The sequence below is a fragment of the Halomonas icarae genome (assembly GCF_009901955.1).
In the GTDB taxonomy this organism is placed as follows: domain Bacteria; phylum Pseudomonadota; class Gammaproteobacteria; order Pseudomonadales; family Halomonadaceae; genus Halomonas; species Halomonas icarae.
Window position 1 is genome coordinate 2,633,763 of the sequence record NZ_WUTS01000001.1, and the last position, 21,603, is coordinate 2,655,365.

At 57.4% G+C, this 21,603-nt stretch carries 25 protein-coding genes; 10 read left to right on the top strand and 15 right to left on the bottom strand.

The features are described 5' to 3' along the window. Entirely contained in the window at nt 1-225 is a 225-nt protein-coding gene (locus GRB80_RS11960; RefSeq protein ID WP_161423724.1) for a hypothetical protein, read from the top strand. 399 nt (nt 226-624) lie between these two features. Here GRB80_RS11960 and GRB80_RS11965 read toward each other — a convergent pair whose 3' ends face one another. From GRB80_RS11965 to GRB80_RS11980, 4 genes are all read right to left on the bottom strand, one after another. Beyond that, nucleotides 625-2,340: an FAD-dependent oxidoreductase gene (locus GRB80_RS11965; protein ID WP_161423725.1), complete on the bottom strand. Its 1,716-nt coding sequence runs from the start codon at nt 2,338-2,340 to the stop codon at nt 625-627. Continuing rightward, nucleotides 2,337-3,116, bottom strand: coding sequence for an SDR family NAD(P)-dependent oxidoreductase (locus tag GRB80_RS11970; protein WP_161423726.1), 780 nt, complete (start codon nt 3,114-3,116; stop codon nt 2,337-2,339). The genes GRB80_RS11965 and GRB80_RS11970 overlap by 4 nt, the downstream gene beginning before the upstream one ends. Continuing rightward, nucleotides 3,109-3,843: an SDR family NAD(P)-dependent oxidoreductase gene (locus GRB80_RS11975; protein WP_161423727.1), complete on the bottom strand. Its 735-nt coding sequence runs from the start codon at nt 3,841-3,843 to the stop codon at nt 3,109-3,111. The genes GRB80_RS11970 and GRB80_RS11975 overlap by 8 nt, the downstream gene beginning before the upstream one ends. A 127-nt stretch (nt 3,844-3,970) precedes the next feature. Continuing rightward, nucleotides 3,971-4,726: an SDR family oxidoreductase gene (locus GRB80_RS11980; protein WP_161423728.1), complete on the bottom strand. Its 756-nt coding sequence runs from the start codon at nt 4,724-4,726 to the stop codon at nt 3,971-3,973. Nucleotides 4,727-4,993: 267 nt separating this feature from the next. On the opposite strand from GRB80_RS11980, the gene GRB80_RS11985 reads away from it, so the two are divergent. From GRB80_RS11985 to GRB80_RS12005, 5 genes are all read left to right on the top strand, one after another. Next, the gene (locus tag GRB80_RS11985) at nt 4,994-5,590 is read left to right on the top strand and encodes a glutathione S-transferase (protein WP_237561986.1); all 597 of its coding nucleotides are present in this window, start codon (nt 4,994-4,996) and stop codon (nt 5,588-5,590) included. A 395-nt stretch (nt 5,591-5,985) separates the two neighbouring features. Then, nucleotides 5,986-6,468, top strand: coding sequence for a TRAP transporter small permease subunit (locus tag GRB80_RS11990; RefSeq protein ID WP_237561987.1), 483 nt, complete (start codon nt 5,986-5,988; stop codon nt 6,466-6,468). Next, nucleotides 6,468-7,769, top strand: a complete 1,302-nt coding sequence (locus tag GRB80_RS11995; protein ID WP_161423730.1) for a TRAP transporter large permease — start codon at nt 6,468-6,470, stop codon at nt 7,767-7,769. Before GRB80_RS11990 ends, GRB80_RS11995 begins: the two co-directional genes overlap by 1 nt. Before the next feature lie 71 nt (nt 7,770-7,840). Continuing rightward, a complete protein-coding gene (locus GRB80_RS12000) occupies nt 7,841-8,959 on the top strand; it encodes a C4-dicarboxylate TRAP transporter substrate-binding protein (RefSeq protein WP_161423731.1) in 1,119 nt (372 codons plus the stop codon). 240 nt (nt 8,960-9,199) lie between these two features. Then, nucleotides 9,200-9,865 carry a GntR family transcriptional regulator gene (locus GRB80_RS12005; RefSeq protein WP_161423732.1) on the top strand — a complete coding sequence of 222 codons (666 nt, stop codon included), beginning with the start codon at nt 9,200-9,202 and terminating at the stop codon, nt 9,863-9,865. Nucleotides 9,866-10,012: 147 nt separating this feature from the next. Here GRB80_RS12005 and tnpB read toward each other — a convergent pair whose 3' ends face one another. The 5 genes from tnpB to GRB80_RS12030 form a co-directional block, all read right to left on the bottom strand. After that, nucleotides 10,013-10,162, bottom strand: a complete 150-nt coding sequence (gene tnpB / locus GRB80_RS12010; protein ID WP_161423733.1) for an IS66 family insertion sequence element accessory protein TnpB — start codon at nt 10,160-10,162, stop codon at nt 10,013-10,015. Next, nucleotides 10,159-10,368, bottom strand: a complete 210-nt coding sequence (locus tag GRB80_RS12015; RefSeq protein ID WP_161423734.1) for a hypothetical protein — start codon at nt 10,366-10,368, stop codon at nt 10,159-10,161. The genes tnpB and GRB80_RS12015 overlap by 4 nt, the downstream gene beginning before the upstream one ends. A 548-nt stretch (nt 10,369-10,916) precedes the next feature. Next, on the bottom strand, nt 10,917-11,579 hold the full coding sequence (locus GRB80_RS12020) for an ABC transporter ATPase (protein WP_237561988.1): 663 nt from the start codon (nt 11,577-11,579) through the stop codon (nt 10,917-10,919). Nucleotides 11,580-11,667: 88 nt separating this feature from the next. Then, complete coding sequence (locus GRB80_RS12025; protein ID WP_161423736.1) at nt 11,668-12,519, bottom strand: helicase RepA family protein; 852 nt, start codon at nt 12,517-12,519, stop codon at nt 11,668-11,670. Between the two features lie 3 nt (nt 12,520-12,522). After that, nucleotides 12,523-12,771, bottom strand: coding sequence for a DNA-binding protein (locus GRB80_RS12030; RefSeq protein WP_146802649.1), 249 nt, complete (start codon nt 12,769-12,771; stop codon nt 12,523-12,525). Between the two features lie 54 nt (nt 12,772-12,825). On the opposite strand from GRB80_RS12030, the gene GRB80_RS12035 reads away from it, so the two are divergent. Continuing rightward, nucleotides 12,826-13,707, top strand: coding sequence for a helix-turn-helix domain-containing protein (locus tag GRB80_RS12035; RefSeq protein WP_161423737.1), 882 nt, complete (start codon nt 12,826-12,828; stop codon nt 13,705-13,707). A gap of 249 nt (nt 13,708-13,956) precedes the next feature. Here GRB80_RS12035 and GRB80_RS12040 read toward each other — a convergent pair whose 3' ends face one another. From GRB80_RS12040 to ada, 4 genes are all read right to left on the bottom strand, one after another. Beyond that, on the bottom strand, nt 13,957-14,376 hold the full coding sequence (locus GRB80_RS12040) for a PACE efflux transporter (RefSeq protein WP_161423738.1): 420 nt from the start codon (nt 14,374-14,376) through the stop codon (nt 13,957-13,959). 189 nt (nt 14,377-14,565) lie between these two features. Further along, the gene (locus tag GRB80_RS12045; RefSeq protein ID WP_161423739.1) at nt 14,566-15,135 is read right to left on the bottom strand and encodes a TetR/AcrR family transcriptional regulator; all 570 of its coding nucleotides are present in this window, start codon (nt 15,133-15,135) and stop codon (nt 14,566-14,568) included. 15 nt (nt 15,136-15,150) lie between these two features. Continuing rightward, nucleotides 15,151-15,690 (bottom strand): carboxymuconolactone decarboxylase family protein, encoded by a 540-nt coding sequence (locus GRB80_RS12050; protein ID WP_161423740.1) that lies wholly within the window; start codon nt 15,688-15,690, stop codon nt 15,151-15,153. Between the two features lie 421 nt (nt 15,691-16,111). Continuing rightward, the gene (ada, locus tag GRB80_RS12055) at nt 16,112-17,245 is read right to left on the bottom strand and encodes a bifunctional DNA-binding transcriptional regulator/O6-methylguanine-DNA methyltransferase Ada (protein WP_161423741.1); all 1,134 of its coding nucleotides are present in this window, start codon (nt 17,243-17,245) and stop codon (nt 16,112-16,114) included. A gap of 299 nt (nt 17,246-17,544) precedes the next feature. Between ada and GRB80_RS12060 the strand changes: the two genes are divergently transcribed. From GRB80_RS12060 to GRB80_RS12070, 3 genes are all read left to right on the top strand, one after another. After that, nucleotides 17,545-18,504 carry a DMT family transporter gene (locus tag GRB80_RS12060; protein WP_161423742.1) on the top strand — a complete coding sequence of 320 codons (960 nt, stop codon included), beginning with the start codon at nt 17,545-17,547 and terminating at the stop codon, nt 18,502-18,504. 114 nt (nt 18,505-18,618) lie between these two features. After that, nucleotides 18,619-18,819, top strand: a complete 201-nt coding sequence (locus GRB80_RS12065) for a helix-turn-helix transcriptional regulator (protein WP_146802681.1) — start codon at nt 18,619-18,621, stop codon at nt 18,817-18,819. After that, nucleotides 18,800-19,219, top strand: a complete 420-nt coding sequence (locus GRB80_RS12070) for a hypothetical protein (protein WP_161423743.1) — start codon at nt 18,800-18,802, stop codon at nt 19,217-19,219. The genes GRB80_RS12065 and GRB80_RS12070 overlap by 20 nt, the downstream gene beginning before the upstream one ends. Nucleotides 19,220-19,403: 184 nt before the next feature. On the opposite strand, the gene GRB80_RS12075 is transcribed toward GRB80_RS12070, so the two are convergent. Both GRB80_RS12075 and GRB80_RS12080 read right to left on the bottom strand, forming a co-directional pair. Further along, entirely contained in the window at nt 19,404-20,534 is a 1,131-nt protein-coding gene (locus GRB80_RS12075; RefSeq protein WP_202597218.1) for a zinc-dependent alcohol dehydrogenase family protein, read from the bottom strand. A 690-nt stretch (nt 20,535-21,224) separates the two neighbouring features. Continuing rightward, on the bottom strand, nt 21,225-21,434 hold the full coding sequence (locus GRB80_RS12080; protein ID WP_161423744.1) for a hypothetical protein: 210 nt from the start codon (nt 21,432-21,434) through the stop codon (nt 21,225-21,227). Nucleotides 21,435-21,603 lie beyond the last annotated feature (169 nt).

The following is a 21,603-nucleotide window of genomic DNA, read 5'->3' on the forward strand; positions in this document are numbered from 1 at the left end:
ATGACCGATACCACACTGCCCTTCGCCGACCTCGAGCGGATCTACGAGCGGTTGGCGAATGTCCTGGACCAGCTGCCGGAAGGCGAGGAGAGTCATTTCCTGGCCCAGCTGGCACTGGCGCTGGCCCATCGGGTGCCGGAAGTCGATCGGGTGATGGCGGCCATCGAGGAAGCGCGAGAGGGAGCGATTATCGATCAGACCGGTTCTCAATCAATCCGCACGTAGTAGTTTTTTTCATAGCTTTATGTTTAATAACAAAGGTCTTTTCCAGCCTTCCCGATTTTCCCGCTGTTAAGCCAGCCGAAGCCTAGGCGGGTGATAGCCTAAAAATGGTTCTTCGTTGTTTCATGTGGATTTGGCCTGGTCGAACAGGCGGCCCACCGGGCTGCCAATCAGGCAGATCATGGCGATGCTGTTTGCCATTGACCTAAACCTAGACGATCTCGTTGGAACTGGATCAGAAAGACCTGCTGATTCAACGCAATCAGAAGTTGCCTGATATTATATTCCAACGAGATTGACAGGTGTCGACGTGACTAACCACGTGATGGATACTGCCTAGTTATTGGTTCAAAGGTAGCACTATTCATAGTTACGAAATGCCTCCCTTAACATAATTAAGTATCATGGTTTGGACAATGGCGTTTTTCCTGCATTTAATAGGATCGAGTTGGCTGAAATCCAGCCAAATGTCAATGCCGGTCCCAGGGTAATTCCAGGGCCTGGATAGCTTCCGCCCATGATCGAGTTCATATCATTTCCCGCCGCCCAAAGACCGGGAATCGGGCGCTGTTCGGCGTCCAGCACCCGTGCCTGCGCGTCGGTGATCACGCCGGCGGCGGTGCCGATATCCCCCGGGTGAATCTCCACCGCATAGAAAGGCGCATCGATGATGGGCCGCAGGCAGGGGTTTGGGGCATTCTCTGGATCGCCCAGGTAGCGGTTGTAGGCATTGCCGCCCTTGGCGAAGTCACGGTCCTCGCCCGCCCGGGCGTCGCGATTGTAGCGCGCCAGGGTGTCTGCCAAGCGGTGCGCCTCCACGCCGAGCTGGCTCGCCAGATCGGCGGGGTCAGTCGCCCGGATCAGGTAGCCGCGCCGGATGAACGGCGCGAGGCGCCCCGGAGAGGGCCGAACGGCGCCTAGCCCGTAGCGTCGCACGAAGGTGTGGTCGGCCACCAGCCAGAAACGCCGGCAGCCATCCGCCATGCGCTGGAGCATTGCCGCCACGAAGTCGTGGTAGGAGTTGCTCTCGTTGACAAAGCGCTGGCCGCGATCATCAATGGCAATCAGGCCCGGCTTGGCACGATCCAGAAACAGATGGGGAAACGTCGCCGTCGTACCGTCGGCCCGCGGCAGCCGCGACACCGGCGACCAGAATGCCGGATGGTGGTTGTCCCGGGCAACCCGTGCGCCCAGCTGTTCGGCGGCTCGAAGGCTGTCCCCGGTATTGCCAGCCGGCGACATGGACCAGTGGCGCTGTTCGGCGTGCTCCATCATCGCGTGACGGCGCTGGCGATCCTGCGGAAAACCGCCGGCGGCCAGCAGCACCCCGTGTCGAACACGCAGCGTTGCGCACTGTCCTGCCTGTTGCACCTCCACACTACTCACCCGGCCTTCGGTATCACGAACCAGGCCACTGAGGCTCGTCCCATAGACAATCGGAATGCCCAGATCGTATACCGTCTTGCCCAGGCGTGCGGCCAGAGCATTGCCCAGCACCGAGCGCGTTCCGCGCCGGTAGCGCACCAGATCCAGCAGATGGCGAGTGACCACCTTGCCAGCATGCACAAAGGCACCGGCCTCTTTCAGCGCCTTCGGCAGCTGGGCCAGATCCGCACGGCCCACCATCATGCCATTAAGGATGGTAAACTCGGCGATAGGGTGACGCAGCCGCTCCAGAGCGGGCCCTAGCCGCCGCGCATCGTAGTCCAGCGGATCCATTACCCGACCGCCCAGCGCCGCACCAGGCTGGTCGGGATGGTAGTCGGGGCCGAGAGTGCGCACCGCGAACTTCACCTCGGTTTCAGCTTCCAGAAAGCGCACCGCCTGCGGCCCCTGTTCGAGGAAGGCCTCCACCATTTCGCGGCGCAACACCTCGCCTACCTCGGCCTCCAGGTAGGTCATGACCGCCTCACGGCTGTCCGCAATGCCCACGGCCTGGCCATGATGGTTGCCGGGTACCCAGACGGCGCCTCCGGAAACCGCAGTGGAGCCGCCAAAGTACTCGGTCTTTTCGAGGATGACCGGCTCCAGCCCGCCTTTCTTCAGTGCGATCGCCGCGCACATACCGGCCGCCCCGGAGCCTACGACCACGGCATCCGCCGTCTGTGGCAGGCTCATGCGCCCTCCTCGGGCCTTGGGCCCAACCGTCCGCTCAGCCAGCCACCGTCCACCTTAAGTACCTCTCCGGTAATGAAGGCCGAGCGTGGCGAGGCCAGAAAGGCAATGGTTTCCGCCACATCCTGCGGCGTACCGGCCCGCCCCAGCGGTGTCTCTTCCAGAATCCGACGCTGTGTCCAGGCGCCGTCACGAATCCGCGCCGCTGTCAGCGGTGTGTCAATCAGCCCCGGGGCGACCGCGTTGACGCGAACCCCTCGGCGCCCCCACTCGCAGGCCAGCTGCACGGTCAGCGCCGCCACCGCCCCCTTGGTCAGGGCATAAATGGAAGTGCCGCTGACTCCGGTCAGGCCGAAGACCGAGGCCAGGTTGACCACACTGCCGCCCCCCTGCTCGGCCATGATCGGCAGCGCCGTGCGACAAAGCCGAAACACCGAGGCCACATTGATTCCGATAAAGCGGTCGATATCGTCGTCCGACGTCTCCTGCAGCGCCGGCGATGCCGCGATGCCGGCATTATTGATCAGCACGCGCCACGGCTTGCCCAGCCCATCCACTGCCTCGGCAATGCGCGCCGGGGTGTCGGGCGCTGCCACATCGCAGGCCAGCGTCGTTAGCGCTCGCTCGCCTGCCTCCGCCGACAGCGCCTCGAGGCTCTGGGCGTTGATGTCCACCGCCACCACATGGAAGCCACGTTCGGCCAGCAGCAACGCAGTGGCCCGCCCAATCCCCGAAGCGGCGCCCGTGACCACCGCGACGCCATCCAGTTGCTCACGCATGGCCACCTCCGCCCACCGAGCGGCCACCGTCCACCACGATAACCTGCCCGGTGATATAGTCGGTGTCCGGTGAGGCCAGCATGGCCACCACGTTGGCGATGTCCTCGGGCCGACCAATACGCCCCAGGGGCTGGTAGGATGCCAGGCGAGCGCGCTCGTCGGCATCCCAGCCCGCCAGGATCGGTGTCTCGATCACCCCAGGAGCCACCGCATTGACCAGAATGTTGTCGGCGGCCCACTCCAGCGCCAGGCACTTGGTCAGCGTGCTCATGGCTCCTTTCGAAGCAGCGTAGTGGGCAACCTTGACCGCGCCCAGCCATGAGCGCGAGCTGATATTGACGATCCGCCCGCCGCCCTGGCCACGCATCGAGGCTGCCGCCAGCCTGGCCAGCTCGAACGCGGCCACGGTGTTGATCTCGTACATCCGCAGGAAGTCCGCTCCAGTCAGCGCATCCGCCTCGGCCGTAGAGAAGATCCCGGCATTGTTGACCAACGCATACAGCGGCCCGGCGGTAACCATCAGCCGCTCGCGCTGCGACGCATCGCCCAGGTCGCAGGCCAGGTGGTCAACATCATCGCCGAGCTCGGCCGCCGTGGCCGCCAAGGCCCCGGCATCGATATCGGTGATCAGCACGTCGAAGCCCTCCGCCAGCAGGCGCCGAGCAATGGCCTTGCCCATGCCGCCGGCGGCTCCCGTGATCAATGCCTTGTACTTCTGGGGTGTCATGCCACTCTCCCTGGTCGGTAAGGCCGAGGCCACGCTGCAATAACGCGTGCCCCAGCTACCAACACGGTTCATTGAACTTGTTCTTCACGCGCTTTGCGGCCAGGGCACAACCCGTGACCCGCACGCGTTACTGCATCCGCACGCCGCCGTTGATGTCGATCACCGCACCGGTGATGTAGGCAGCCTCCGGCGAGACCAGAAAGGCCACCGCGCCGGCAACATCCTCGGGCGTGCCCAGGCGCCCCAGCGGAATGGCACTGGCCGCCTGGGCTTCGTCCCCCTCCTTCATGGAGAGGCGCAGCATCGGCGCGTCGATGGATCCGGGCGCCACCGCGTTGACCGTGACGCCCAGGGGAGCCGCCTCACGCGCGGCGGCCTTGGTCAGCCCCAGCACCCCCGCCTTGGCAGCAATATACGCCGCCGAGCTGCGATACCCTCCCAGCTGCGCGGCGGACGATGAGAAGGTGACGATGCGGCCATCCGGTACCCCCCGCTGTTGCCGGCGGCGCAGAAACTCGCGCAGGGTCACGAAGGTGCCGCTCAGGTTGACTTCACTGGTCTTCTGAAACTCGCCAAGTGGCATTTCAGTGATCGGTGCTCGGCTACCGTCCTCACGCAGGATCAGCAGCCCGGCATTGCAGACTAATGCATCCAGCGGGGCGTCGGCTTCGGTGACGTCGAACACGGCCTGAACCTGCGCCTCATCGGTGATATCCATGCCGTACCCGGCATGTCCCGGACCGTCGAGCTGGGCAGCCGTCTCACGGGCTCCGGCGGCATCCAGATCCGCCACCACCACCGACCAGCCATCACGTGCTAGGCGCATCGCAATCGTACGCCCGATGCCCCGCGCTCCACCCGTTATCAGTACTCGCTTGCTCACAGAAGGCTCCTAGCTCTCAGACTATTTTGGATCCAATCTCACTTCCAGCTCCTATTTTGTCAAGGAAAAACAAAAATAATCGACTGCATTGGATGCAATCTTGTCTGTCCAGGAGAGGTGTGCAAGGATGCTCGACCACCGCATCGAGCGTTGGCGCGCTGACTGGCAGCGGCTTGTCACACTGGAGCTGACGGCGCACGCTACCGGCCAAACAATCAGCCCGCTCGGGGTGGCACCCCCTATTCCAAGAGCAAGGAGCAGTGAACCATGATGCAAGTATTCTTCTCGCCCGCGTCGCCGTATGTGCGCAAGGTAATGGTCATGGCCCATGAAACCGGCCAGACGGTGGAGAAGCTCTCCAGTGCCGCCAGCCCTGTAGAGCGCGATCAGACCATCGTGGCGCACAATCCTACCGGCAAGGTGCCCACGGCACTGCTCCCGGATGGCTCCGCGCTCTACGACAGCCGCGCGATCTGCCGCTGGCTGGATGCCCAACACGCAGGACCGAAGCTGTATCCCGAGGGGGACTGGGCCGTATTGCGCCGCGAAGCTCTCGCCGATGGTCTGCTCGATGCCGCACTGCTGGCACGCTATGAAACCGTCATGCGACCCGCGGACAAGCTCTGGCCGGCCTGGCTGCAGGGGCAGATGGACAAAATCGCCAGCTCGCTGGTAGCCATGGAGCAGGAGGTGTCGCAGCTGACCGGCGTGGATGCCGGAACCCTGGCCATCGGTTGCGCCCTGGCCTATCTGGACTTCCGTTTCCCTGATCACCCGTGGCGCACTGATCACCCGCGCCTTGCCCGCTGGTTCGACGATCTGTCAGAGCGCCCATCGTTCGTGCAGACCCAACCCACCGCTTGAGTAGCTGCGGCACGCGCTCGGCCACCTGACTGCCACTGCCGATGGCTCGTTCACCATCGACAACCAAGCGGACAGCGTGGCTGCGAACGGCACCTGATCGGGACCAGCGGCTACCTAAGTTCATATTGAATACAATGAACAGAAGTTTCGCTTAAAAAAGCAAAAAAACTTGATTTTTACGGTTAATTGTATCCAATATTGGTGGGCAGCGCGGTTGGAGCGAACCCAAAATTCAGTCAGTACCCACCACGAATCCGATACCCAAAGAAGGGACATACAGGATCAGCCAGCGGCTACCCACTGGATCTCTGTATTTCCGGCAGCGCGTGCCAGAGGCATGAACAAGAGCGAAGGATGCAGAAATGACTCGCATAATTCACAACATTAGTCATGCCATGGCCTTGATTGCCGCGCTCGCTCTTGGAGCGATGATGCTGCACGTCACGGCCGATGTGATAGGCAAGTACTTCTTCAACAGCCCCATTCCCGGTACGGCCGAAGTAGTAGCGAGCTACTACATGGTCACCGCCGTCTTTCTTCCCCTCGCCTGGGTCGAGGTCAGCAACGGCTCCATTGTGGTGGAAGTGCTCTACAACCTGTTTCCCAACATCGCCAAAAGGCTGGCCGAGATGCTGGCTTCAGCTATCTCGGCACTGTTTTACGCTGGGCTCGCCTGGCTTTCCCTGGCTCCGGCCCTGCATGCCTGGCGAATCGGTGAGGTCGTCGAGGGCACTTGGCGGGTCGTCATCTGGCCCACCAAGTTTCTGCTGCCGCTAGGACTGGCACTGGCCGGCATTGTCATGCTCTTGCGCATGCTGGAAATCATTCGGGGCGGTGATCGCTACTTTGCCCCCCCCGCCACAGAGGAAGAGTATTGATGGATCGCCTCGAGATAGGAATCCTGGGAATCGTCACCACCCTGATGCTTATCGGTGTGCGTGTTCCCATCAGCGTCGCTATGGGAATCACCTCCTTCTTTGGCATCTATTTTATGATGGGTATGATGCCCGCCATTGGCATCACCAAGGCCATTCCCTACGACCTGATCGGCAACTGGAACCTGTCGGCGGTTCCCATGTTTCTGCTCATGGGGTATATCGCATCATCGGCCGGGCTGAGCAGCGGACTTTTCAAAGCTGCGCGGGTCTTCTTGAATCGGATCCCGGGTGGGCTGGCAACCGCTAGTGTTGCCTCAAGTGCGATGTTTGCCTCGGCTAGCGGCTCTAGTGTTGCCACGGCGGCGGCCTTCTCGCGTATTGCTATACCGGAAATGCTCAAAGCGGGTTATGCGCCTTCTCTCGCCTCGGGCTCTGTGGCTGCCGCTGGCACCTTGGGTTCGCTGATTCCTCCCAGCGTCCTGCTGATTGTCTATGGGTTAACCATGGACGTATCCATTAACACTTTATTCCTGGCGGCTATTGTGCCCGGCGTTCTTTCCGGCATTGTGTTCGCCACCATGATCACCATACGATGCGTGCTGAATCCTAGCCTGGCACCTAAAACTACTGAACAGTATTCTCTCCGAGAGAAACTGGAACTGATCAAGGATGTCTGGCCGCTACCCGTGCTGATCATGGGTGTGCTGGGGGGTATTTTCAGTGGTATCTTCACTGCCACCGAGGCCGGTGCGATTGGCGCTTTCCTGGCCTGCTTGATCGCTTTTTTTCGACGTACCTTGACCCCAAATGTTATCAAACAGGCCATGCTTGATACGGCGATTGGTACGGCAGCTATATTCGTCATCGTGATGTCAGCGGCACTGTTCTCAAGCTTCATCGCGTTGTCTACATTGCCTAACTGGGTGACCGCCCATCTGTCTGGTCTGGACGCCATCTGGGTGATCATTTTTATCTGCATTCTGTTTCTTGTTTTAGGCTGTTTTCTAGAGAGCATTTCCATCATTCTACTGACAGTTCCCGTGCTCTCTCCCCTGCTGTTAGACCTAGACATCAACCTGATATGGTTTGGGGTACTGGCAGTGAAGCTGCTGGAAACTGGTTTGATTACCCCGCCGGTCGGGATGAACGTCTATGTCATCAGGTCGAGCCTTGGTGGCTCGATGCCACTCGGCACTATCTTCTCCGGGGTCTCGTGGTTCATCCTCGCCGATGCCTTGACCATTGCACTGCTAGTCAGCTTCCCGATACTGACCCTCTGGCTGCCCGGGATCTCGCAATAACTACCGTTATAACAACGCAACGCCACTAGAAAAAACCCAAACCACCCCTCACTGAACACCGGGAGATGAACATGAAAAAAACAGCCATCTCAACGCTTGTCCTGACCAGCGCCGTCTCGCTGAGCGCCTGGGCCGATACCTATCTGGCGACCAACTGGATGTCGCCGGTACATATCCTGAACGAGCAGCCCTACCAGAAACTGGCCAGCGAGCTTGCGGAGGCTTCAAACGGCGATTTCCGCTTCGAGGTCTACTCGAGCGGCGCACTGGTGCCCGCCAAGACGACTCTGCAAGGCATTCGCGACGGTGTGGCGCAGCTGGGCGTGGTTTACCCGGGCTACACCCCCTCGGAGCTGCCGGTCAATAATGTGCTGAACGACCTGGTGTTCACGTCCAGCGACGCCCTGGCCGCCGCCCTGGCCTATACCGAAATGGGCATCAACCACGCGGCGCTCAAAGACGAATGGCTCAATAACGGCGGCCTGTTCCTGGGAGGATACTCCACGCCGGTATATAACTTTATCTGCATGGACCCTGTGGTGAATCCTGACGATGTCCAGGGCAGAAAGATCCGCACCGCCGGCGGTGCGCAAACCGAGTGGATCCGCAGTCTCGGGGGCGTTCCCGTCTCGGTGCCCATCGGGGACGTTTACTCCGGGCTGAGCCGGGGCTCGATCGACTGTACCCTGTCGGATCCCACTAACCTGGACAAGGGCAACAAGTTCTGGGAAGTCGCCGAAAGCGTCACGACGCTTCCTATGGGTGTCGTGATGGGGGCTACCTATGTGCTCAACCCTCGATTCTGGCAATCCCTTGACACTGATTACAAAGAGTTGCTGCTTGACCACCTGGCCATGGGACTGGCGCGGACCCAGGTGACCTACGCCGCTGACGTGGAAGCCGCTCTGGCGGGTTCCCGGGAGCGAGGTCTGGAAGTGCTGCAGCCAAGCGATGCATTCCAGGCAACACTTGCTGCGTTCCAGGAGGACTTCATCAGTACTTTGCCTGAACAGGCAATGGAGGATCGCGGCGTCGATGATCCCAGCGCCATGATCGAGGAGTTTCTGGATAAGCAGACTCAGTGGAGCCAGCGGTTGAGCGAAGTAGATCGCACCGATCCTGCAGCCATTGCCCAGCTGATTAGTGAGGAAATCTACGACAAGATCGAACTCGATAGCTTCGTGAACTAAGTCCCGGGCCAGGCCGGCACCCGCTGGCCTGGCCGTTTCGGCGACTGGCGTCATGGCCTCTCGGGGCGTTACGCTCACCTTTGTTTCACCGCAATGCCTTTCATTCTCGCTAGTCGTGAGACGACATACTATGCGGAAAGCGTCCCCTGAAACGTCTAGCTTGCTCTGCAAATACCGATAGCATAAGGTTTTCATAGGATAAGGAAGGTAAACCGAAGTCATCTCCCAGAGGGGTCAGCAGTGTCCACCACCAGCACAGTGGAAGTTACAACGGTTCTGCGTGAGCACATCATGTCCGGGCAGATACATCCTGGTGAGAAGCTTCAGCAGCAGCGCTTGGCCCAGGCTCTTGGTGTATCGCGTACGCCCTTGCGTTCTGCGCTGACTAATCTGGCTCAGGAAGGACTAGTGCAGTATGAGCCCAACCGTGGCTATACCGTACGCGCTTTCAGTCGTAAGGATGTAGTAGATGGTTATGCCTCACGTGCCGTTTTGGAGGGGCTAGCTGCGGCCACTGTGGCTCGCCAGGGACTCGCTGATGCCACCTTGGATGAGTTGACACGGCTACTGGAGGTGGGCGATAGAGTGCTGAGCAAGGGCCGCTTAGATCCAGATGATCTGGGAGATTATCGTGCAATGAACGTCAACTTTCATAATCGCGTCATTGCAGAAGCTAGAAATCGCTGGGTGGAAGATTTAGTGAGACAAACTCAGCTGATTCCCTTCGCCTCAAACCGCATGATTGTCTGGAAGGATTATGCCGTGATCGTACGTTCTCACGATGATCATCATCGACTTTTAGATGCAATTGGCCAGCGTGATGCAGGGCGTGCTGATTTTTTACTGCGTGAGCATATTAATTTTGCAGGTGAGTATCTAGCAAGACACATTGAAAAGGGTAAATAAGTCAAATACTTAATTTTGGATAATATTTCTCTTGGTGCTTGAATCTTATTATGTAAAAAGGAGTTTATGGGAATGGAGAGTGAAGTGGTCCCCATCTTTCGGACCACCTGACAGGTTAGCTAAGCTCGGATCGGGTCATCATCGGCGTCAGGCCGCCCCAAACACGAACACCGCCTCCTCGAAGGGGTTGAGCGCCATGGCCTCCTGAACCAGCAGGGCCAGCCCGTCGATCTGTTTGCGCATGTCGACGGGCTCGCGGCACAGATAGACCCTCAGTCCGGTGTCCGGCCGGATCATGGCGCCACCTCCACGGCGACGAAGCGCTGCGGCCGATGGCGAGGCGGCACCGGTACTTCTTGCACCACCAGGCGCTTCTCCCACGCCAGCAGTAACGCCAGGTCCAGCCCTTGCTCCTCGGCGTACTCGCTCAACGCCATCTGCCGAGACGACGCATGGTACAAATGGCCCAGCCAGAAAGCCTGTGTCGAGGTCAGGTCAGTCATGGTGTCCTCCTTGGGGTCGGGTGACACCAGTCTGACGGACACTATTTAGATGCAGAAGATGGGGTTTGTGGACCGTTTACCATAATCGGACCCCCCTACGCATAATCGGCCCCCCGTCTGTACGGTGGCACTCTCTGCCGGGCGCTGCCCGGCGTTAAACGCCAAAATAGGAACATGCTTGCTCTGGCGTCGGAATCAGACCGGCTTCAACCCATCAATAATAATAAGAATAATAATATTCTTATTATTCTTATGGCTGCCAGCGCACTTACCCCTGTCGCACTCCTAGGCTGTTGGATAAAACAAGCAGCGGGATTATGCACAGGCCAGGGTGCGCCCTTCCTTTTTGGCGTTCAACCATCGGCCGTAGGCCGAACGATAAAGCCTTCAGGCTTTATCGCCCAAGGTGTAATCACCCGCATCCAGCGGGTGGTTACACCGCCTGGATATCCTGGATATCCTGAATATCCTGCTGAAAACCCGAAAATTCGGGCCGCTGTGACACGCTTTCGGGCCGGTGTGACACGCTATCGGGCCGCTGTGGCACGCTATCGGGCCGCTGTGACACGCCTTACCCTACTCGTGGCATCTATATCGATGCCGATTTCAGTCAACCCGCCGGCATCCTCTTTTACTCTCCGCCGATAGTTGCGCACCTTCATGCTGCTCACAGCAATACCGCATACGGCCCGAATCAGCGTGTCCAGATACCAGCCGCCCACTGGGTTGTTCTTGTGGGTGAGTACATGCCGAGCAACCGCCTGGCTTATTCCATATTGCAACCTGGCAATCGGTGCCGGCGGGTAGTACAGGGACAAGTCTCTCTCCATCAGCATGACCAGGGCGATGCCCAGCCGGACGCGCCACAAATGCCGCTCACCGCCCGTGAGGGGGTCGCGGCGGGTCATAGATGACGGAATAACGTGATCGATCAGACCCCCGATGATGCTATCACCACTCTGCTCCAGCTCTGGCGTCACGATTTCTACAGTGGCAGCTCGCAAATCTCTGAGCAGCTTCTTGATGCGATCGTGGCTGTACTGGCGGTCTGATAGTGTCCGGCGCAGTTTCGCCGGATCAACCAGCAGCTCGACGCCACCATCTGAGATTTCGCGCCGCCGTTCGGCAACATAGAGTAAGGACTCCACGATATCGGCGTGACGTTGCCCAAGCCTGCCGGTGACTCGGCATCGACCAAAGTCGGTTTCCATCCACTGTCCCGCTCGTTCCTGGGGACGCTGGCTAGGCTGATAGATCATTACTCTAGCCTGCAATGCCGTGCTGGTCGGGGCAACGCGGTTACCAGTCATCATCGCCGCCCCTTGCTACGGCCTTGAGCTTCGTAGGCGCGGGACGTTTTTGTCGCTCAAGTGCAGCAGGTTTGAGAATGCCGCCTTCATGCCGCCTGAACCAACGCTCCTGGAAAGGCGCGCCATAGTTCGCCTTGCTGACGCCATAGCGAACGAAGTACCCACGCTGACCTCCATCAACGCCCCATTCATTGGCCTCGGCCTGGGTCATACCGGACAGGTAAGATTGCCACCGGATGTTATCGACCAGCACCGATGAACCACGGCTCGCCTGCTGCTGGTCACCGGTGCCCATCATTGCTGCGCCCTTATTGGAATGATGCAAAAACACGATGGAACAGCCAGTATCGGCGGCTATGGCCTCCATGCGGCCAATGACCTGGGCCATGGGACCGCTGGCGTTCTCATCCTCAATATGGAAACGGCGCAGAGTATCCAAGACCATCAGACGACGTCCCTCAGCCGCCCGCTTGAGGCCATCGAACCAGTCAAAAGCCATGATGTTGGGGCATTTCCCGATCAGTGGCTCGATCAGCAGGTGATCATCCACAGCCTGCCTCTGCGCGGGTGTAAGCTGCGCACCAAGGGCATGTAACCGGTGATGGATAGCCGCGGGTGGATCTTCGGCGGGCAAATAGATTACCGGTCCCGTGGGCAACTCACCCACTTCCAGTAGATCAGGGCCGCCGGCAATCTGTGCACTCAGCTGAAGGATTAGCATGGATTTACCGGCTCCACCAGGCGAGACAAGTGCACCTACGGTTCCTGCAACCATGTTAGGAAGGACGTAATCAACCGGCGGTGGCGGTTCAGTGAAGGCCTCAATGAGGTCAATGGCCATTTGTCACCCCCGATCACCGCAGAGCCGATCACTATTCAACAGCTCGGCTATCTGTGAAGCCCGGAAATAGACACGGCGGCCTATCTTCAGCTTTGCTTTATTGATCTCCTCCGTATAAGGCTGCCGTGACTGTAGAGCGATCCTTAGCCCATCGGGGCTTCGGTGCAGAAGGTCGGCCAGCTGAGGCATCGTCAAAAGCGGGCCATACTTGTTCAGAAGCGACTCTTCCAGGCTAAGCTTCGTATCTTTCATGTTACGCACCCCTTCTTTCGGTAGACATCCTCAGCCTAATGTGGGATCGTGCGCATGACAGATCTATTTTATGACAAAAAGGTTGATAGCTGTATGGCTACCTCCAGCTCGCCAATTCACAAGCCCTTAGCGGTCGAGGGTTGTTCCCCAGAAATGGCTGCTGCCATAGAGGCTTTTAGCGCTTCAATTACACCTTCCCATACCCTTCGCTCAAGGCGCTACAGCCTATTATCCTTGGTTGCCAAACACTTCGATGACGCGGCAAGTATATCAATCAGGCGCATGCTTCCAGGTTTTAACCAGGAAAAACCTTTTTCACAGCATGTGAAGCACACTGGCTGCAATAATTTAATCAAGACGTTCAAGCTGCTTTCTCGACAAGCCAGGCTGACCCCACAGGATCAAGCCGAAATCGACTGCTTGATGGAGGTTCTCTTATTTATTAAGAGTCGTACACCATCCGAGTCCATAGCCGCTGAAATAAATCTTATCGAGAAGCCTTTCTGCGAACTTTGTTGGCGTTTCAACATTGCTTATGACCGCTATTCAAATGGCGAAGAAGCCGAGATGAGGAACGCAAGGTATTGCGAATTTCATAATCCAAGCTCCAACCCCTCCGCGTATCGTAATGATCATCGATACCGGAAAGACTTTGAGGAGTGGCTTATCGCACTGGGTGGAGAGAAGGAGCTGAATTTATCATCCGATTTAAAACAGCAGGAAGCCATACGCAAGAAGGCTTACGCACTCGCACATGCTAAACTCACCGAAAGAAGGATCAAGATACTCAAGCTTTATGCGGCTGGCTTTTCACAGAAAAAGATAGCAGATCAACTTGGAGTTTCTCCCCAGGCTGTTTCCAAGTCACTATTTAAGCTCCGAGGCTATTTTAGCAGCTGGACAAAGATCGCGCTGGATGACACCACCAAGTCCTAAATCCTCTTACATAGATAGCAAGAGGGGGACCTAGCTTCGAATCATAGATCGCATCCATATAACAACCCCACACTTCGACAACCATTTTAAACCGCCACCAAGCACTAAGCTTGGTGGCGATAAAACCGACTTAACATTTTTGCTTACTCAAAAGCCAGGCTTCCGCCTGAGCTTCTAAGGAAGTTGAAAACCAGCCATATACTTTTCTCCTTTCAGTATCAATCAGAACAACTCATATGATAAGTCATGTTATTGCGCTGAAAGAGGAAGTCCAAAAATTTTATCAAAAGCCCAGTTATAGAAGAATGTAAAAAACATAAAAAACAGAGTAAGCCCGGCATCAAGCATGAAAGCATCCAGCAATGTCATTTCCAGCCACCATGCAAATAGGGGTAGGGTAATGGCAACGAACCCTACCTCAAACCCTATGGCATGAATAACTCGCCTGACAAGACTTCTTCCACGGGCCTGTCTGGTTTTTTCCCACATCTCAAATAACGTGTTGTAAACAGTATTCCAGACTATCGCCAACATCACTGTCACAACACCTAGCGTAGTACTATGCCCAGCATCCTTCCCTGAAAAAAAAGAGAAGGCCGTGCTTATAATCAACAACGTGATCAGCTCATAGAAAACCACATAGGTCACTCTTCGCTTTATACCTTGCATAAGTCTTACTCATTTTGGCTTGAGAAATAAACCTTATATTCATAGTTGGGTTTTCCTCTCACCAAACGGTGGACAATGAGTGCACTCACCTCTATAACAAGGTTGTCGATCCATGACCTCGAAAAACATGACTCCCTCCATATTGGATATATTCAGCAATATATGATCAGAAGATTTAGACATTCCCCTCTAATCTCGCTGGAGGGCCGAGACGATCAGGCGCTCCAGGGTCATGACAGCCTGATCATAGGGAACCTGATCTTCCATCGTGGCTTTCGCCACCTCCTCGATCGCCCCGAATATCGCCACCAGTCGGTAGCCAAGGTATCCATCCGTATCATGGTCCGAGAAGAGCTCCCGATAGACATGTACGAAGGAATTCCGAATGTTGGTGCGGATACCCTTGTACTCGGGATAGGCCATCAAGGCCGACACGATGGCTTCGTACTGAGGGCCACACTGCCTGACACAGTCAAAATAAAGTGCCACGACATGATGCACTCGCTCCTGGAGCGAGCGTGCCTGGCCGGCGACCCGCTGCCGGGTCACATCAACCAGTCGCTGGTCGAACCGAGCGTATAACTGATAGAGCAGGTTGGCCCGACTTTGGAAGTGGTCATAGGCCACGGGCTTGGTCACGCCCGCTTCCTTGGCGAGTGTGGCCAGAGTGAGAGCATCCGCTCCATCGCGCTCGAGAATCACCAGAGACAGATCCAACAGTTGCTGTCGTCGCTCATCCTTGGAAAGTCTCTTTCGCATTGTCGCTTCGCTTACTCAGGGTTCGGAAATCAGCTCAACTTTCGGGAAGTCGATCTTGGGTTGAACCAGATTGTTGACCCAGTTGCTGAAATTGTTAATTCCTGCCCAGGCCACTATCTGCATGATCAGGGCATCACTCATGCCCAGAGCCCTGCAGCTATCTTTCCGCTCAGGGGGGCAAGCGCCATTATTTTCCATCACGTCGAGGGCCAGATCGAGCATTGCCTGATCCAGGGGGGCACTGGCCTCGCCACCCTGTGCGGCACGGCACTCCTCCTTGCTCATGCCCAGCTTTCGGGCCGAAAAGGTATGCCCACTGACACAATAATGGCAGCCGTTGCGGTTGGCCACGGCCAGGGAGATCAGCTCTCGCTGCCGCTCACTCAACAGACAGCGCTCCTCGATCGCCTCCTCGAATGCTAGGTAGCCTTTCAGGCTCGCCCCATCGATACCCAGGGCCCCGTAGAAATTCGGGACCATCCCATAGCGCTCCTGGAACTCCTTCAAGATAGGCGTGGCCAGATCATCTGCCGTTTCAAGATTCACCGGTTTCATCGTTCAACTCACTCAACAAAAAATGGCAGAGAAACCTCTTTTGTTTAGAGGGATATAGCGGTTTACGATATGAGCTCATTCTAAACCTACTAATGGTAAGTATACCATTGGTAGGTTGGCATTACAACCTACCATTCATAGTGCGCCAAGCGCGGCTCGCAGCGCCGATTAGGCGCTATCCGGTGCAGTGATGGTTGGCTGGATGACCTGGGGGTGAAAGTCCCCTACGGACCCTGATAATGGGAATCGTTAGCTGAACAGCAAGGGTGTCCGTCGCGAGGCGGAATTTGGAGGGAAGCTGCAGGCAAGCTCCTGGCCCGACGAACAGGAACCGCATATGAGGCAGCCACATCTGGATGAGAGGGCCATAAAACTCGCGTATTCGGATTACCCTAATAAATTTTCACTAACCACATGTTCCTTATATTGACTCATCGCTTCTCCCCACCTCTTTCCCCGTTAACTTGGTGGCTTCTCCACGTGCTGCTTCTCGCCTTAGCAAGGTACGCTTTCTCTCCACGCCCCAGCGGTAGCCGGAGAGCGCCCCGTCGCTGCGCACGACCCGGTGGCAGGGAATGGCAAGCGCGAGGGGGTTGGAGGCGCAGGCCCTCGCCACGGCACGCACCGCCTTGGGAGAGCCGATCCGCTCCGCCAACGCCGCATAGCTGATCGTGCTGCCGACGGGTATCTCGGTCAGCGCCTGCCAGACGCGCTGCTGAAAAGCGGTCCCACGAATATCCAGCGGCAGTGACAGTCCGACCCCCGGCGCCTCGACGAACGCCACCACCTTGGCCACCCAGGCGTCGAAGCGCTTGCCCCCGGGGATCAGGTGGGCGTTGGCGAACTGCTCCTGGAACGCCTGCAACAGCCGCTCCGGATCGCTGCCCAGGGAGATGGCACAGATGCCCTTTTCGCTGGACGCCACCAGTATCGTGCCCAGCGAGCATTCTCCCAGGGCGAACTGAATCTCCATGCCCTTGCCTCCCTCGCGGTACCGCTTGGGGGTCATGCCCAGCATGCGTTCGGCACCGGCATAGAAGCGTCCGCTGGAATTGAAGCCCGCCTCATAGATCGCATCAGTGACCGTCTCTTGCTGCGTCAGTGCCTGGCGCACACGATCCGCCCGGCAAGCGGTCGCGTAGGCCCTGGGCGTGAGACCGGTGACCGACTTGAAGACACGATGGAAATGGAACCGACTCAACCCCGCCACCCGGGCCAGTTCGTCGAGCGATGGCAGTGCTTCGCCGTGTTCGATAAAGCGGCAGGCCCTGGCGACGAGCTGGGCGTGCTGCTGGGGCAAGGAGGTGGCCTCCTGGGGACGACAGCGCTGGCAGGGCCGGTACCCCGCCTCCTCGGCGGCGGCCGCATCGGCATGGAACTCAGCGTTTTCACGGCGCGGCCGGCGCGATGGGCAGGTGGGGCGACAATAGATCCCGGTGGTGCGCACAGCATAGACGAAGGCATCGTCCGCGGCGGCGTCGCGGGCCAGTACCGCGGCCCATTTTGCCTCATCGGAATCGAAGCGTAGGAGGGAATCGTCGGATGTCTCGTTCATGGCGGGCTCCTGCAGAGGCTGCGGCAATCTCCATGAGTGCAGGATGCGCCCCGACGGCGACTGGCACACTCCGCCTCTTGCTTTCAAAGCGAACTCACGCGCGCTGGGTGGCGAGGCTTGCTCGCGTGACGGCCTCGACCCTCTGCCACTCTACCACGCCGATAGCGACCGTCAGTGGAGGGCCCCTACAAGACAGTGAGTCGCACGACCTTCTCGTCGAGTTCCAGGGCAAGAAGCGAAGTTCCCTCATCGCTTCTCTGACCTAGGCTGCTAGGGTTTCCCCGACCGGAGTAGTCGCGATGAAGACGATCGATCGAACCATGGGGCCCATGGAGTGGGCGTTATTGCTGAGCTTGTCGATGCTGTGGGGCGGCTCGTTCTTTTTCGTGGGGGTGGCCGTCGAGGACCTCGGGCCACTCACCATCGTGGCCCTGCGAGTGGGCCTGGCCGCCGTGGCGCTGAACGCCTGGATTCTCCTGCGGGGCCAGCGCATGCCACTCGACCCGGGGCTATGGGCCGCCTTCTTCGGCATGGGCCTGCTCAACAACATGATTCCCTTCAGCCTGATCGCCTGGGGACAGGGGCATATCGCCAGTGGCTTGGCATCGATTCTCAACGCCACCACGCCTTTTTTCACCCTCATCGTGGCGCACGTCCTCACCCGCGACGAGCCTCTCACCCCAGGCCGCCTCCTGGGCGTGGCCATCGGCTTCGCCGGTGTGGTGTACATGCTGGGCAGCGAGGTTCACGCGGGTACCGCCAGCCACTCATGGGCACAGCTGGCGGTGCTGGCCGGCGCCCTCTCTTATGCCTTTGCCGGGGTCTTCGGGCGTCGCTTTCGCCGGCTGGGCTGTTCGCCCCTGGTGGCCGCCTGTGGCCAGGTCACGGCCTCGGCGCTGGTGCTGATGCCCTTGGCCCTGGGGGTGGAGCGCTTCTGGCAAGCGCCCTGGCCGGGGCCGGCCACCTGGTCGGCGGTGGTCGGCCTGGCCCTGTTCTCGACCGCCCTGGCGTACCTGATCTACTTCCGCCTGCTGGCGAGCGCGGGGGCGACGAACCTGTTGCTGGTCACGTTTCTGATCCCGGCCAGCGCCATTCTGCTGGGGATAGTCGTGCTGGGCGAGCGGCTGGAGTGGCGCCATCTGACCGGCATGGGGCTGATCGGCCTCGGGTTGGTATCCATCGACGGCCGGCCGTGGCGGTGGCTCCGAAGCGTGGCCCACGCGTGTTGGAAGGCCCGGCGAGAGGGAGCACGCCGATGATATGGCTTGCAATGTCGTGAGCCTGTCGACCGGGCATAGAGCCCCATGGAGTCATGCCCTACCAGCAACCTCAGCCAAGTTGACATCACTCGAAATGACAAGCATGTTTGTCATATGAAAAATCGGATTCGCGTGCTGCGCAAGGCACAAGGCCTGACCCAGGCTGATCTGGCCGATACGCTGGGCGTGTCACGCAACACCATCAACTCCATCGAAGTCGGCCGCTACGTGCCCTCGTTACCCCTGGCACTGAAGTTGGCAAGGTTCTTCGGCAAACCTGTTGAGGAGGTATTCGATGACCGATCCGAGACCTGACTCTTCCACCCCTTCCCCTGTCCAACGACGGCCGATAGCCGTGCCGCTGGTTGGCGTGGCCCTGGGAGTGGCCATGTTCCTGGTCTCGTGGCTGGTGGCGGATGCTCCCGGCCAGGGTGTGGCGATGCTCGCGATCATGCTTGCCTACGCGACAGTAATGCGCCATGGCCAACGCTTCGAGACCGTCCAGGTACTCAGTCAGGATCCACCACTAGATGAACGCCATGCGCTGATCCAGCAGCGTGCCGTGGCGATCGCCTACTATGCAGTAGTTGGCGTCTCCCTGATTGGCTTTATCTGGGAGATGGCGCATGGGATCACCGGCGCCTTCACCTTGATCTGCTTCGTCGGCGGCATCACCCATATGTGCGCCACGGCGATCTTGCGCCGCCGCTTATAGTTCGTCGAGGTGACGGCCAGCGATGACTAGTCTCCGCTTCGCTCTATCCGTCTGTCGCCATGTTCCCAAGAGGACCGAAACAATCAAGCTCCTCGGAGCCGCACGGCTTGCTTACTCTGCGTCCTATAGAAAAAAAGATTATTTTATTCACAGCAACTATAAAATAAAGATTGCGTACTGAAAACTAATCAGGTGTAAAAACCAGCTTGCCGAACAAAGACTTTGATCTTAGCTCGGCAATATTCATGGCAAATTTAAACTCTTCAAACGGGACATACCTATCAACGTCAAGGCTCACCTTATGAACCATAAAATGATCCAGCATTTTTTTGAAATTTTCACGCCGAGAATCTTTTCCAATCGAGCTCTCCCAATGACGTAAGAAGAAGGTTCTAAAATCTATCTGCCGATCTCTCAAACATTCAAAAAATCTAGAACCATAAAAACTTAAAGAAAGAGTACCATAGTTTATAAACCTACCTTTATCACACAGGGTGAAAAGTAGCTTTTCTCCCTCTCCACCACCAATAGCGTCAAATGCGATGTTGGGTCTAGGCAAACCCATACTCACAATCTCACGACAAAAGTCATCACTTGAACTCAACACATAGTTCGATTGATATGGATAGTTTTCAGGACTTGATGTGATGACAATAACTGTGTATCCCAGCGAAGATGATAATTGAGAAAATATCTTGCCTATTGCTGAGCGACCAGCATTAATAATCACAACATCTCTTTCCGAAAGATTCGCAACCTCGGTTGTCATAGCCCAGGCTGTTAAAGAGTTAATATACAACTGACATGCATAACCACTTTCCAGATCTTGAGGGATATGAAAAATATTATCCGGTAATGCGTCTATATACTCCTGCCATGCACCACTCGCAGCCAATAGCACTCTTTGGCCCGCTGAATAACCTGGATGATTGGATTCTACAACCTTACCAGCGGCTTCAAAACCAGGAACTCTAGGGGGCTTATGAAAGCGCCTATATTGCCCAACACCATAAATAGATAAAAGATCGCTTGGATTAATATTTGCCGCCTCGACCCTGACTCGGACTTTATCTTTCTCAAGATCCCTCAATGGAACACGCTCTAACGTCAGTGACTCTTCGGGCTTACCGAAGCAAAACTGCTTAATTCTCGCATTCATTTCACACATCCAATATATAAAGGCAACATTCACACATGTTAATCCATTAGTATTTTTATACAAAAAAATTCCAACCATGCCACGAGGATGGCTGCCACAACGCCCAAGCGTAGCAACCAACCGACCCAACATGGCGCTGCCACGACCTATCGTCACTGCCATCTCTCTACTGAAAATCGGGCCATTATGCTTATGGCGCGCCGCATGCGCTCGATTCAGTCTATCGACCCACCTAGGCCGTATATCGTGTCACGGAAACACTTTGCCATACTATAAAACCCACCAAGGGATACGATACCAGCTTAGCGGCCTACCAAGCCTACTAAACGCCTCATCGGTTCCGATGCCGCGCCAAAGTGGGTCCTGCCTACAGTGGTCGAGCAGATCACGTTGGTGAGCTGCACGCTTTCCGCAACGTGCCATTCCCACATACACTGCATCACTCCCAGGCTATGGGGTCTGGTGAGTCAACCTAGCAGTACATTGTGTCGTCGGAGTATTCCCTGAATTTTAAGCAATAAGCGCAGCATCTGCGGTATCCAGGGCTCCAGAGCATTCCCCAGGAATACCTGTGCCGGTGTCCGATAGCCGAGCCCTTTTCAGGACAGTCATTCAGCTTCTTGATCACTTGGCGCAGCTTGGCATCAGTGACCTGGCGGAAGTTCTTTCACTTGGGGAAGTAGTTCCGTATCAGGTCATTGGTGTTCTCGTTAGTCCCACGTTGCCCGGAGCAGTAGGGATCACAGAAGTACATAGTCGCCGTCACCACCTTAGCCACGGCTTCGTAGCCGGAGAATTCCGAGCCATAGCGATGGTCTAACCAGCTGCCAGACGTGGATTCAACAATCAGACCACAGCCGCCTGCGTCAGCTCCGCTGAATTTGGCAGCCGTGCTGCCAGCAGGTAGCCACTACGCCGCTCTTCCAACCTGACCGGGCCCGATTGCTTGTGCCTCAGGGTCACGGTGTCACCCTTCCATTGACTGATGAAGAGCCTGTCATCAAGCTCGGCCGTGCGATTCTCGATGCCTACGCGGTTGAGGATCTTGCGAAACACTGCGCTCTTGGCCTGGGCAAGGTGCTTGCTTCGCCGCTTGGATTGGCGGAAGTGCTGCCAGAGATCGCCACCGCAGGCCTTGTCACCCCAGATCAAAGAGTAGATCCACTGGTGTCTGACGCCTACACCGGTTAAGGTAACATGAATCCGCCGATCTGCCTCGGGCTCC